Source organism: Roseburia sp. AF02-12 (assembly GCF_003461765.1).
GTDB lineage: Bacteria > Bacillota > Clostridia > Lachnospirales > Lachnospiraceae > Roseburia_C > Roseburia_C amylophila.
Genome location: NZ_QTXS01000001.1, coordinates 1,319,182 through 1,332,076 on the forward strand (window position 1 = coordinate 1,319,182; position 12,895 = coordinate 1,332,076).

General features: G+C 37.9%; 17 protein-coding genes. 1 reads left to right on the plus strand and 16 read right to left on the minus strand.

Annotated features, from left to right (window positions below; translation table 11 throughout):
* Positions 1-26: 26 nt before the first annotated feature.
* The 4 genes from DV740_RS06465 to DV740_RS06480 form a co-directional block, all read right to left on the minus strand.
* Positions 27-1,181 (minus strand): acyl-CoA dehydrogenase, encoded by a 1,155-nt coding sequence (locus DV740_RS06465; protein WP_022244336.1) that lies wholly within the window; start codon positions 1,179-1,181, stop codon positions 27-29.
* Positions 1,182-1,208: 27 nt separating this feature from the next.
* Positions 1,209-2,081 carry a 3-hydroxyacyl-CoA dehydrogenase family protein gene (locus tag DV740_RS06470; RefSeq protein ID WP_022244335.1) on the minus strand — a complete coding sequence of 291 codons (873 nt, stop codon included), beginning with the start codon at positions 2,079-2,081 and terminating at the stop codon, positions 1,209-1,211.
* A 132-nt stretch (positions 2,082-2,213) separates the two neighbouring features.
* Positions 2,214-3,398, minus strand: coding sequence for an acetyl-CoA C-acetyltransferase (locus tag DV740_RS06475; RefSeq protein ID WP_117841801.1), 1,185 nt, complete (start codon positions 3,396-3,398; stop codon positions 2,214-2,216).
* A 176-nt stretch (positions 3,399-3,574) separates the two neighbouring features.
* The gene (locus tag DV740_RS06480) at positions 3,575-4,825 is read right to left on the minus strand and encodes a cell wall hydrolase (RefSeq protein WP_118087689.1); all 1,251 of its coding nucleotides are present in this window, start codon (positions 4,823-4,825) and stop codon (positions 3,575-3,577) included.
* A gap of 192 nt (positions 4,826-5,017) precedes the next feature.
* On the opposite strand from DV740_RS06480, the gene DV740_RS06485 reads away from it, so the two are divergent.
* Positions 5,018-6,235 carry an HD-GYP domain-containing protein gene (locus tag DV740_RS06485; RefSeq protein WP_117947692.1) on the plus strand — a complete coding sequence of 406 codons (1,218 nt, stop codon included), beginning with the start codon at positions 5,018-5,020 and terminating at the stop codon, positions 6,233-6,235.
* A gap of 103 nt (positions 6,236-6,338) precedes the next feature.
* Here the strand turns inward: DV740_RS06485 and DV740_RS06490 are convergent, their stop codons facing one another.
* From DV740_RS06490 to DV740_RS06545, 12 genes are all read right to left on the minus strand, one after another.
* A complete protein-coding gene (locus DV740_RS06490) occupies positions 6,339-6,698 on the minus strand; it encodes a PoNe immunity protein domain-containing protein (RefSeq protein WP_118087690.1) in 360 nt (119 codons plus the stop codon).
* Between the two features lie 38 nt (positions 6,699-6,736).
* On the minus strand, positions 6,737-7,213 hold the full coding sequence (locus DV740_RS06495) for a hypothetical protein (RefSeq protein ID WP_118087691.1): 477 nt from the start codon (positions 7,211-7,213) through the stop codon (positions 6,737-6,739).
* 30 nt (positions 7,214-7,243) lie between these two features.
* Positions 7,244-7,579 carry a hypothetical protein gene (locus tag DV740_RS06500; RefSeq protein ID WP_117841795.1) on the minus strand — a complete coding sequence of 112 codons (336 nt, stop codon included), beginning with the start codon at positions 7,577-7,579 and terminating at the stop codon, positions 7,244-7,246.
* A 31-nt stretch (positions 7,580-7,610) separates the two neighbouring features.
* On the minus strand, positions 7,611-7,790 hold the full coding sequence (locus tag DV740_RS06505) for a PoNe immunity protein domain-containing protein (RefSeq protein ID WP_278336388.1): 180 nt from the start codon (positions 7,788-7,790) through the stop codon (positions 7,611-7,613).
* 15 nt (positions 7,791-7,805) lie between these two features.
* Complete coding sequence (locus DV740_RS06510) at positions 7,806-8,318, minus strand: DUF1910 domain-containing protein (RefSeq protein ID WP_118087692.1); 513 nt, start codon at positions 8,316-8,318, stop codon at positions 7,806-7,808.
* Between the two features lie 140 nt (positions 8,319-8,458).
* Positions 8,459-8,671 (minus strand): hypothetical protein, encoded by a 213-nt coding sequence (locus DV740_RS06515; RefSeq protein WP_022243000.1) that lies wholly within the window; start codon positions 8,669-8,671, stop codon positions 8,459-8,461.
* 2 nt (positions 8,672-8,673) lie between these two features.
* Entirely contained in the window at positions 8,674-9,150 is a 477-nt protein-coding gene (locus DV740_RS06520; RefSeq protein WP_118087693.1) for a hypothetical protein, read from the minus strand.
* A 29-nt stretch (positions 9,151-9,179) separates the two neighbouring features.
* Entirely contained in the window at positions 9,180-9,851 is a 672-nt protein-coding gene (locus tag DV740_RS06525) for a PoNi-like cognate immunity protein (RefSeq protein WP_118087694.1), read from the minus strand.
* Positions 9,852-9,865: 14 nt separating this feature from the next.
* Complete coding sequence (locus tag DV740_RS06530; protein WP_118087695.1) at positions 9,866-11,605, minus strand: T7SS effector LXG polymorphic toxin; 1,740 nt, start codon at positions 11,603-11,605, stop codon at positions 9,866-9,868.
* Positions 11,606-11,622: 17 nt separating this feature from the next.
* Positions 11,623-11,922 carry a hypothetical protein gene (locus DV740_RS06535; protein ID WP_147340206.1) on the minus strand — a complete coding sequence of 100 codons (300 nt, stop codon included), beginning with the start codon at positions 11,920-11,922 and terminating at the stop codon, positions 11,623-11,625.
* Between the two features lie 29 nt (positions 11,923-11,951).
* Positions 11,952-12,389: a YwqH-like family protein gene (locus tag DV740_RS06540; RefSeq protein ID WP_118087697.1), complete on the minus strand. Its 438-nt coding sequence runs from the start codon at positions 12,387-12,389 to the stop codon at positions 11,952-11,954.
* Between the two features lies 1 nt (position 12,390).
* Positions 12,391-12,717 (minus strand): DUF4176 domain-containing protein, encoded by a 327-nt coding sequence (locus DV740_RS06545; protein ID WP_118087698.1) that lies wholly within the window; start codon positions 12,715-12,717, stop codon positions 12,391-12,393.
* Between the last annotated feature and the right edge of the window lie 178 nt (positions 12,718-12,895).

The following is a 12,895-nucleotide window of genomic DNA, read 5'->3' on the forward strand; positions in this document are numbered from 1 at the left end:
ATCCTTTTGCGCCGATCTGTCAGAAACTATTTTAATAATGCGCCAGAAATAACCATTCTCTGAACTTCGCTTGTTCCTTCGTAGATCTCTGTAATCTTAGCATCACGCATCATACGCTCTACATCGTATTCTCTGATGTATCCGTATCCACCGAATAACTGAACTACTTCTGTAGTAACTGCCATTGCGGTTTCTGCTGCGAATAATTTTGCTTTTGCTGCTTCTACAGAATATACCTTCTGTGTTGCTTTAGCCATAGCAGCTTTGTAAACCAGCATCTGAGCTGCTTCAATTCTGGTTGCCATATCAGCAAGCTTGAACTGGGTATTCTGCTGCTGAGCGATAGAACGACCAAACTGTTTTCTTTCTTTGGTGTATGCAACTGCTCTGTCTAATGCACCTTCTGCAATACCAAGTGCCTGAGCTGCGATACCGATACGTCCGCCATCCAGAGTATGCATAGCGATTGGGAATCCTTTTCCTTCTGGTCCTAACAGATTTTCCTTTGGAATTCTGCAGTCTTCGAAGATTAACTCGTATGTAGATGATCCACGGATACCCATTTTCTTTTCTTTTGTTCCGAAGGAGAATCCAGGAGCTCCCTTGTCCACGATGAATGCAGAGAAGTTCTTCTTCTTTCTTCCTCTCTTATCTTCGGTAACACTTGTGATTGCGATTACGATATAAACGTCTGCAACTTTACCGTTTGTAATAAAGCATTTAGATCCGTTTAATACCCACTCATCACCATCTAATACAGCCTTGGTCTGTGCTCCCTGGGCATCTGTACCAGCACCAGGCTCTGTTAATGCGAATGCGCCAAGCTTCTCACCTGTTGCAAGTGGTTTTACATATTTCTGTTTCTGCTCTTCTGTACCGTAAGTCATAATTGGGTCGATACAAAGAGAAGTATGTGCAGATACGATAACACCTGTTGTACCACAAACTTTAGATAACTCTTCTACACACATAACATAGGTTAATGGGTCACATCCCTGTCCGCCGTACTCCTTTGGTACCGGAATTCCCATGAAACCAAATTTTGCCATTTTATCAACTGTTCCCTGTGGGAATACTTCTGTCTCATCAACTTCCTGAGCCAGAGGTTTTACTTCGTTTTCTGCGAAATCTCTGAACAGAGTTCTCGCCATTTCATGTTTCTTATCTAAACTGAAATCCATGTTCTGAAATCCTCCATAAATTTTATTTTACTGAGCGTCAACCGGGGTCTTTGTACGGTCAGCGTTGTATACATAGAATCCTTTTCCGCTCTTAGCGCCGAGGTTACCACCACGAACCATTTTACGGATTAATGGACATGCACGATATTTGCTGTCGCCTGTCTCGTTGTAAAGTACATCCATGATTGCAAGGCAGATGTCAAGACCAATGAAGTCACCTAACTCAAGAGGTCCCATTGGATGATTTGCGCCAAGCTTCATAGCTGCGTCGATACCTGCGATATCAGATACACCTTCCATTTTGATAAATGCAGCTTCGTTAATCATTGGGATTAAGATACGGTTTACTACGAAACCTGCAGCTTCATTTACCTGTACCGGAGTTTTTCCGATTTCTACAGAGATTTTCTTAATAGCTTCTACTGTTTCAGCAGGAGTATTTACACCAGCGATAACTTCGATTAATTTCATTCTGTCTGCCGGGTTGAAGAAATGCATACCTACCATTGGACGGGTAAGACCATTTCCGATTTCTGTAATAGAAAGACTGGATGTATTAGAAGCAAAGATACATTCTGGTTTAGCAATCTTATCAAGCTCCTGGAATGTTGTCTTCTTAACGCCCATATCTTCAAATGCTGCTTCTACGATTAAATCGCAGTCTGCGCAAAGATTCTCTTTTAAACCTGGTGTGATTTTAGCAAGGATTCCGTCAACAGTTTCCTGTGTCATTTTTCCTTTTTCTACCAGTCTTGCATATCCTTTTGCGATTTTCTCTTTTCCGCCATCAGCCCATTCCTGCTTGATGTCGCAAAGAGCTACTTCATATCCTTCTACCTGAGCAAATGCTTTTGCAATGCCCTGTCCCATGGTACCTGCACCAATAACGCCAACTTTCATGTTAGTCCTCCTTAAAAATTCATGTATTATATTTACCCGAAAACGAAAGCCTTCTGGGTTATAACTTGCAACGCAAGACCCGAGAAGCGTTTTGCACTTCCCGGGTATATTTACTTATTCAGAAAGAGTGAATTAGTCTCTCTCAACGATTGTTGAGCAGCCCATTCCACCACCGATACACAGAGTAGCAAGACCTTTCTTAGCGTCTCTCTTCTGCATCTCATGAAGCAATGTAACTAAGATACGGCATCCAGATGCTCCAACAGGATGTCCAAGTGCGATTGCACCACCGTTTACGTTTACCTTAGACATATCAAATCCAAGATCTCTTGCAACTGCAATTGACTGAGCAGCGAATGCTTCGTTTGCCTCGATTAAGTCGAAATCATCGATAGACATTCCGGTTCTTGCAAGAACTTTCTTTGTAGAAGCAACAGGTCCAACACCCATGATTTCCGGCTCAACTCCGCCAAGTGCTCCTGCAACCCATGTAGCCATTGGTTTAACACCAAGCTCTTTTGCTTTTTCTTCGCTCATAACAACGATTGCTGCTGCGCCATCGTTGATACCGGAAGCGTTACCTGCAGTAACAAGTCCGCCCTCTTTACCAGAGCAGCATCTTAATTTGCTTAATGACTCAGCAGTTGTGCCTGGACGTGGTCCCTCATCTGTGTCAAACATAACAGTTTCTTTCTTAACCTTAACAGGTACAGGAACGATTTCGTCTTTGAATCTGCCTTCAGCAATTGCTTTTTCACATTTCTGCTGGCTGTTTGCTGAGAACTCGTCTAACTCTTCACGGGTAATTCCGTATTTGTCACATACGTTCTCTGCTGTAATCATCATATGATAATGATTAAATGCGTCTGTTAATGCATCATTTACCATGGTATCGATAATTGTTGCATTGTTCATACGATATCCAAAACGAGCTTTTGTCATAGCGTAAGGTGCCATAGACATGTTCTCCATACCACCTGCAACAACGATGTCTGCCTGACCAGCCATAATCATGTTTGCAGCTTCGTTTACACATTTCAAACCAGAACCACAAACTACGTTTAATGTAAATGCAGGAACCTCGATTGGTAAACCTGCTTTGATAGAAGCCTGACGTGCAACGTTCTGTCCCTGTGCTGCCTGGATTACACATCCCATCATTACTTCATCAACCTGTTCTGGTTTAACACCAGCTCTGTTTAATGCTTCTTTGATTACGATTGCGCCTAAATCTGCGGCTGGAGTATTGCTTAAAGCTCCTCCCATTTTACCGATTGCGGTACGACATGCGCCTGCTAAAACTACTTTCTGTGCCATTTTCTCGTCTCCTTCTGAATTAAATTTGCCTTTTACTATTGTTATTTTTTTAACAATCTTTTGTAAAAAAAATAAAAGAAAGCCTTTCCGGCTCTTTCCCGACAATCTGATGTTATCATAGAAAGGGGATTTTTGCAAGTGAAACTTGCTTTATTGAGCCGGATTTTCAGCTTTCCTTAATAAAATACATGGTTTCCGATTACAGTTCCATTAATCAGTCCGTTGTTTCTGCGGAAATATAAGCAGTTTAAGGTTCTTGTGCCTGCTAACACTTCTGTTGCAGCCTGCACACAGGACGCATCTGCCCCGGATGAAAGCACTACTGCGAAACGACCGCTGGCTACCGGTGAGAACTGCCCGCTCTGATAGATGACACCTACCACGGTATCCGGGAAATAACTGCTGTCCACACGGTTCATGACCACGCTTCCAACGGCAAGCTTCCCTTCATAGCTTTCGCCGCCTGCTTCGCACTGGATCAGTGCTGCCAGCATGGCAACATCACTGGTATTCACTGTTCCGCCACCGGAAGCATCGCTTCCTGTGGTATTATCCCCGGTGGATGTCCCATCCGGATTTACATTATTATCTGAAGCATCTGGCTGCTGACTGTTAATAAGTTCCTCTTCCTGACGCCTAATCTCCTCCTGACGGGCAGCATCTTCTTTCGCCTTCTGTGCCTCTAATTCTTCCTCATAGGCTTTCTGTCTTGCGATTTCCGCATCTGTGTCTGCTATTTCCGTCTCTGCATCTGCAACATCCGACTTTGCTGCACTTAATTTTTCCTGCTGGGCTGCCACCAGACTGTCTGCCTTGCTCTTCTGCTCCTGCTTCGTCTGTTCTGCCGCAAGCAGTTCTTCTTTTGCCGTCTCTAAATCTTCCTTCTGCTGTTTTAATTCAGCCAGTGTATCCTGATAATCAGAAAGCTCCTGCCTGTCATAATCATAAATAGATTTGGCATATTCCATCCGGTTTAAAAAATCCGAAAAGGAGCTTGATCCAAGCAGCAGCTCCAGGTAAGACTGATTACCATTTTCGTACATATATTGTACTCTTTTCTTCATGGCTTCGTACTGGCTCTCAGAACGTGTTGTCAGCTCTGCAATCCGGCTTTCTGCTGCTTCAATCTCCACATTTTTCGCCGCAATTTCATCCTGGGTATCCGCCAGTTCGTTGCTGATTTCCTGCAATCCATTATTTAATTCCGTCAGTTCATCGGAAAGATTTATCTGATATTCTTTCAAGGAATCAAGCTGCGACTGCTGTTCCTCTCTCTGACGTTCCAGTTCTTCCACGCTGCTTCCGGTGTCCTTAGATGCCAGATCCACTCTTTCCCTGGTGCCGGTATCTGCCTGCACCGTCATCTGTATCAGCAGAAACAGTATCAGCAATGCGGAAAACATACGTTGTTTACTGTTTTTCTTCATATCTTTATCCTCTTTTATGGATTTATCACGCCTCTTGTTTTCTTCCTTTATTATAGACGGCTTTCTTATGAAAATGCAACGAAAAACTACACTTCTTTTTCAATCCCAAGATTGTTTTTCCTCTCTGCTTGTGCTATATTTGAACTAGGAATTTTAACGGAGAAAAACATATTTTGTAAGGAGGTAACCGCTATGCTATTTATACGGACAGATGACTTAAAACCCGGCATGCGTCTTGCTAAACCTATCTATAATAAATTGGGCGTCATGCTTTATGACCGCGACACCAGACTGACCCGGCAGGGTATCGAAAGTATCCGGAATTTCGAGCTGATTGGTATTTATATTCTGGAGCCTGCCGAACCGGTTCCGCCATTATCCGACGAGGATATTGCTTTCGAACAGTTCCAGACCATTTCCATGTTCCAGCTTCGCGACTGCATGGATATGATTCGTAAAGGCAGACAGCCGGACAAGCTTCCAACGCTGGTCTCTTCGATTCTGTCCCAGTATGGCCGTCTTGACCACAAGCTGAACTTTGCGCAGAATTTAAGAAGCTCTGCGGATTATGTATACAAGCATTCCATCAGCGTTGCTATTCTGGTCGCCATGCTGACTCACCAGTTAAATATGCCGGATGATTTTCAGCAGACCTGTGTAACGGCTGCTCTGCTCTATGATTTTGGCTGGCTTTTAGTTCCGACCGAGCTTGCTGAAAAAACGGATCCTTTAACAGAAGAAGACGAAAAGAAAATCCTTGCCTGCCGTATCAAGAGCTTAGATTATCTGAATCCGCAGACTCACAGTATAAAGTTATCACCGGATGCTTTAAGAATCATTACCCAGTTTATTACACTCTCCGCTCCGGAAGAGGCTGCTGACCCATCCAAGATTTTCCGCAGCAGCGGCACAAAGCTTTTACAGGTTGCAGATGCCTTTGACCGGATGACCGCCATGAGCCTAACCAATGAGCCGATTTCCGAAATCGTTGCCATGAAATATTTGCAGGAGTTTCCGGAAAAATATGATACAAAGATTGTCCGTGCACTTTCTCTTTGCATCCACATTCTTCCAAGAGGTGCCTGTGTAGATTTATCCAATGGCGAAAAGGCGATGATTCTTGAAGATAACCCGGAGGATTATTCCAAACCTCTTATCTTACAGTTTACTAATAATGAAATCTTTGATTTGCGTGACCCGCACATCTATGACATTATCCAGATTCAGGATATTATGAAGACCATGGATAACCGGATTGCCATTGATGAAAATACTTTAAAGCATTTTACCTCAGACAAATATATCAAAGATGTAGCCGACCGGTTCCGCAAGCGCCAGAATCAGGCTGCCGCAGCAGCCGCTGCCCAGCCGGCACCAAAGAAAAAGACTGCAAGAAAGAAGCTGGTGTAGGATTATCAATACAGAATAGCCCACATATGTTCAATCCAAGAAAACCTTGAACATATGTGGGTTTCTTTTAAATGGGACAGCTATTATTTAATATTTAAATTCTTCATATAACATTCTGTCGAACCAAATCATATGGATAATATGGCATATTCTTTAAATTACTGTCATCTAAATTTAATATTTTTGCAATAGCTCCTGCTTCAAAACTCCAGTAACCATAATATATATTCTGGTCACTTTTATGAGCCTCATAACACTCGTATTCTTTATTATACCAGTCCTCTTTCAAATATTTCTCCAATAAATCTGATTTATCTCTTTCTTTAACTAACTCTTTCATTATTTGAAATATGTCTGGTCTTACTTCTCCGCCATTTACTTTTTGGGTTAATTTTAAAATTCTAGCTGTATCTTCTGCTATGAATTCGTCGAAATATTGTTCACTTTTAATATAATCTCTCATTCCCTGATTTTCTCCATTTGGTATACACTACTGTATCATTAGATAACTTTATTTTCCATTAATGCTTTTTCTATTCGCTGCACCTTTTTCACATCATCCAGAGTTTTCCACGCATGATGTGTCACATTGGGCATCTCCACACAAATAATTTTTTCCGGCTCAGCCATTAAATCTTCAAAATCATCCGCGGCGCAATAGATGCATTTTTTATGGTTCATTGCAAAGTCAATCTCACTTTCCTGTATCCTGTCACAAGTCATGCCAAATATATGATTAATTATATTTTGCAATTTTTCTTCTGAAAATTCTTTTTGATGCAAATTTAAAATAGATTTCACTTTATCAATAAAATCATTATAAACATCATCTTTCAACAAATTAATATATGCATAACTCATACCGTTATGAAATAGCACTAATCTCTCACCATATGAAAAATCTGATAAATAATAAAATTCATTAATTTTCCCACAATTTGTGCATTTAGCAGCTTCTCTTCTTACTTTTATTTTCATATTCATCCTATAAAATATTTTTTTGCTTTATCACCAATTTGCTCGATACTTTTCATTTAAAACAGAATCCATATGATTATCAACCAAAAAGAAATATATTTCATCTAAAAACTTTTCTTTATCCTCTTTTTTAATAACAAAATGTTTATCAAATCGGTCGTTGCCTTCCATACGAACATCTTCTATTGATGCTAACTTTAAATCTTCTCCAAACTCCCATACCAACATAGGTATTGTCAAATTAAATCCCTTATAGTTGATATATATTTCATCATTCTCCATCAATTCAAAAACTTTTATCTTTAAATCAATGTCTCTGTTTACATATATTATATAATTCTCTTCCGTTAATTTATCCCACAACATATAAAACGCCTTTTATATCCTCTAATCCCGATTACATACTATTGCTTTTATAGTGAACCAAATCATATGGATAATACGGTACATCTTTCAAATTGCTGTCATCTAAATTTAATATTTTTGCAATAGCTCCTGCTTCAAAACTCCAGTAACCGTAATACAATTTTTCTTTTGCTTTATGAATATCGTACCATCCCATATTTTTATGTCCCACATACCAATATTTTTCCTAATATTCTTTTAATTTTTCAACTGCTTTTTCTCTATTTGCAACAATATCCGTCAACTTATCATATGGGAAGCCAAAGGAATAGTCTCCTTCCAGTTGTTCTATGCTTCCATGCATTTTGTAATTAACAAAAAATTCCAATAAAGCATCTTTCCGATTATATTGAGTTACCAAATCCGACAATATACCAAACTTTTCTCTACTTACATCGAATAAAATTGCAAGTGCCATCATCCACAGCATATCAATATAGCCAGAATTACCATTCCAATACAATGGCATATCATTTAATAACTGTATAAAATCATTTTCTAATTTTTCTATATCTTCACCACTAGAATATCTTGCAATAAGTAATTCAAATTGTATCGCATCAATCTTTCTTTTTACCGAATAAATTCTATCTTCTCTTACCTCATTATTTTCTAACTTATTTTGAAAATTTTTTATTCTTCCTGTCTCTTCCAAAATATATTCCCTAAAATATTTTTCATTCATTACTGTATCACGCAATGTCTGTTTCTCCTTAGTAGTGCTTCTTTCATATCATCGCCAACGATGCGCTTTTAAGAATTTATCCGGAATTCTTAACTTCAGTTCCCTTTCTAATTCTTTAAAAAAGACATCAAAATCAGCTTCTTCCATTGTGCTTATTATTTATGCTCTCTTATCATTGAATTAATGCCATCAAAAAAAGCATCCCGAACAATTTCTGTATAATTTTTGTAATCAGGATTATTTTTCATAAGCAAATCAAGCACTTCTTTAAGTTTTCCATCTACAATAATTGTTATTCCCTGTACTTTCTCACCTGTTTTATCATTCTCAAATTCTTCATTTAAAATTGTAACTGTATTATTATCCATTCCTATTCTCCTATCAAATTTTTACCGTTTTCATCCATCCAATATCTCTGTTTTTCTGGTATTTCTTCTGTAAAATCCTGATACTTTCCTATCCAGCCATCTGGAACAAACGCTTCAAAAGATTCCGGTTCAGCATAATACGATATAAATACCCGATTTTCAAAATCTATTAAAATAGATGGATTATATGCTAATTTATCATTATAATCAGATTCCTTCATTAACATTTTCTTTAATTCTTCGGCTGTAATTTTATATTCTTTTATATTATCCAAAAATTGTGTTTTCGACAATTCATTTACTACTTTTATGCCAAATCTGGAATCATCATCAAAAGTATCATTATAGCCTTTCTTACGATATGCTTCTTCTAACTTAGGATAATCTAAAAAGCAATAATCTTTGTCTAAAATATACCACTCTATACAGCCGCACGATTTTATTGCTACTATAATATTTTCTGCATATATTGGTTTCATAATATATTGCCTCGAATCATTTACTAATTTTATTTTTTGTAATGAACCAAATCGTATGGATAATATGGCACATTCTTTAAATTACTATCATCTAAATTTAATATTTTTGCAATAGCTCCTGCTTCAAAACTCCAGTAACCATAATATATATTCTGGTCACTTTTATGAGCCTCATAACACTCGTATTCTTTATTATACCAGTCCTCTTTCAAATATTTCTCCAATAAATCTGATTTATCTCTTTCTTTAACTAACTCTTTCATTATTTGAAATCTGTCTGGAAATAAAAGTGGTAAATTTGGTTGTTTTTCCCCCATCAGAAAAAGCAACAACCAGTCCTTTACCTCTTTTTCTTTCAGTTTTCTTTTTGTTAATGTAATCAGTTTTTGCTCTATTTCAAATAGGACTGCAAGTGATAGCATCTTTAAATTCTCATTATATGCAACCTGTGAAAAGAAGGACATTATCCACTCTTCATATATTTCCATAAAATCACTTCTTAAACAAGCTATGTTATCTCCCTTAGAATACCTTGCTATTATAATTCCAAGTTTAATACGAAAAATTCCCTGTTTTACTGGCACTAATCTTTCTGGTCTAACTTCTCCGCCATTTACTTTTTTTGTTAATTTTAAAATTCTAGCTGTATCTTCTGCTATGAATTCATCAAAATATTTTTCACTTTTAATACTATCTCTCATTCTCTTGGTCTCCTTTAATCTATTGCTGTCACATCTAACACACCATTTTTATCAATATGGATTAGTTGTTTTCCATATCCCTCAACTAAAATATCATCATACATTTCCTTCCCTACTGCTTTTAAAAGTCTATTACTTCCATATATCCAATCATCGCTCATTTGTGGTCCATCTAATGTATTTCCTAATCTTGAGTTTCCATACTTTGCTTCTCCAATTACATAAGGCGGATGACCATCTGGATTGTAGTATACACCATCAATTCCCTGATGATTTGGTGCATTTAAATCAGTCACTCTATCAAGGCTTATCCTCTCATATCCCTGACTTTCAAAATATGCATCCATTTTCATTTCTCCATAATTACCTTTTTGAATATTATTGCTTAATGGAATTTCTCCATTCTCTACCCCTTTTATTATATCGTCTACAGAGAAATTACTACTTACAACCATTCCCTGCTTCATCAAATCAGTAAACGATTTCTGCTTAAATTTCACATCCAGCTTATCAAGCCCATGTGAAGTAAGTCCACTGGCCAGCATTCCTGCCATCATTCCCACAGTCTGGTTTCCCGATAAATCTGTTGTCAACTTCGAGACACCCTCGCCCGCCAATGTTGAAAGTCCTTCTTTGGCAATTATCGTTGAACCGCTTCGAAAAGTAAGTTTTCCTACTGTCGAAGCTTTTCCAATTGGAATAAAGGCTGATGCTGCGAAAGAAAATACACCCTCCGTAAAATAATACGTCTCTTCATTTCCCTGAAAGACTACTTCTTTTAGTCGATTCACAGCCGTACTGTCAAGATCACTAATACTTCCATAATAAACATCCTGTGCCCCTTCGGCTGTATCTGTAATTCCAAAAACGGTTGTTCCGCTTCCAATCATTGTACCTGCGGCTACCACTGCCGGAGTTGCTGCTCCAAGCGATGCTGCAATACATGCTACACCAACTACAACCAGTACAATTCCGCCGATTGCTTTTATAACACCTTGCACTTCCCGTTCTTCTGCCGCATCTTTTAACTGCTGTTCTACATCCCATATTGCATCATAAGTTTCCTGATTAACTGTATGCTGCTGATAAAAATATTCACTCAGATATGCCAGTGTATACACATCGATGTCAGTATAAAAACTATTGCTTGTATAAGTAGTGATTGCTGTTTTACTGGTTCCTATTTTTCCAAGGCAGTTTTTTATACTGTCAACCATGAGATCTACTGTATTTTCAATAATTGTTACCGTAGTACTTTCCTGTGTCTGAATTGTCTCAATAAAATTCAAAAGTTCCTGATCCAGTTGTTCATGCAGTTCTATTATACCATTTGTTCCCGGTGTATTCACGTCTGAAATATCTGAGATATTGGATACCGCCTGCTGTACACTCTGAGCATAAGATTCCGTATCCGCTGAATTCGCAGCCAGTTTTGTGCGGAACTCCCGGATTGCTTCCTCATCCAGTCTAAAGTTCGTCGAACCATCTATCTCATTATAACATGCCTTATGATAAGCAATATCATCTAGCATATTTTGCGTTGCCACCTTTAAACAGGATATCATAGTAATATGTACATCATATAAATAATTTTTTGCTGCTGTTGCCGTCTCTCCTATAAACTGGTCACTCTGAATAAACTGATTTATACTTCTTTCACACGTTTCCAACTTACTTATCAAGCCTTCCAGTTTTGACTTATACTCCCATAACAGATTATTTATATCTGTATATTTGATTACAAACCCTTCCATTCTTCTCCCCCATCCTTCTATGGATGTTCCAGTAAATCTAACAATGTATTACTTTCCTTTAACTGATTACTCTGCTCTCTGTCCCGTTCTATCCAGGAATTTGATATTTCAGATATATTGCATATATCCGAAATCAATATCTGTTCATAAGCACTTACTATATTTGCAAAACTCTCATAACTGCTTAAAAACTTCTCTAATGCTTCTGATTTTCCACTAATATCTGTTGTTGTTGCCTCCAGCGAAAGACCACATGCATCCATATACATTTTTCCGATATCTGATTCCGTGGCTATCTCATCTAAAATAGTTATCATCTGTTCCACTCCTGTTTTAAACATTCCTGCTAATTAAAAAAGTTTCGAATTTTTGTACATAAATCATCCCATGCATTTACCAATTTCGAAAGTGCTCCATATTTCTCATTCTGTTTTTCCTTTAAAGCATTAATCTCCCAGTTGATTTCATCTTCTACACTGTCAATACTGGAAATATATCCATCATAGTCTATTTTCAATCCGCCACTCTCACAGATTTCATAAAAATACTGTGCCTTATTTCCCGTCCATAATGATCCATAGAAAGTCGGCATATTACTATGAATATTCTTTATATCCTCCAACGCTTCCTTTGCATCATCCAGGGTATTATAAGCAGACCGAAGTCTCTCAATCTCAGCTTCTATATCATTAATTTCGCTTTTGTATAATTCCTGTTTTTTCTCATTTGCACTTTTCTGTGATTTTAAACTTTGATATTTGGAATTGTCATATTTTTTAGCCATATTAATTCCTCATACTCTGCTTCAGTCTTCGAACATCTGCCCGCTCTACATCAAGACTCTCCATTGCTTTTTGAATATTATCAACCATTATTCTCTCATCATCATCCGTATACCCCTTAAATACTACCTTGTTAATATCAGATGCCTGAAAATACATTAACCGGTCTCCCATCATTCCTTCCGGATAAGTACATGCTCCATAATCAAAAAGTTTGTAATCTCCATTTATCTTTAGCTGTAGTCCTCTTGCTACGATTACATACTTTTTTACACCTCCATGCACAATAACAACACTTCCTAACGGCAGATAGTCCACTCTCTCTTCCATTTTGCCACCTCATATGCATACTTATTCTATTTTTATTGCCTCATATCATTTGGGATTATCACCGGAGAATTCCGGAATCTATGAATTGTACTATCTAATCATTTCATCTCATTTTTTCATAGCTCAGTACTCCCGCTGATTCTTCAGCAACTACCTATCAGATTAACCATTTTACATT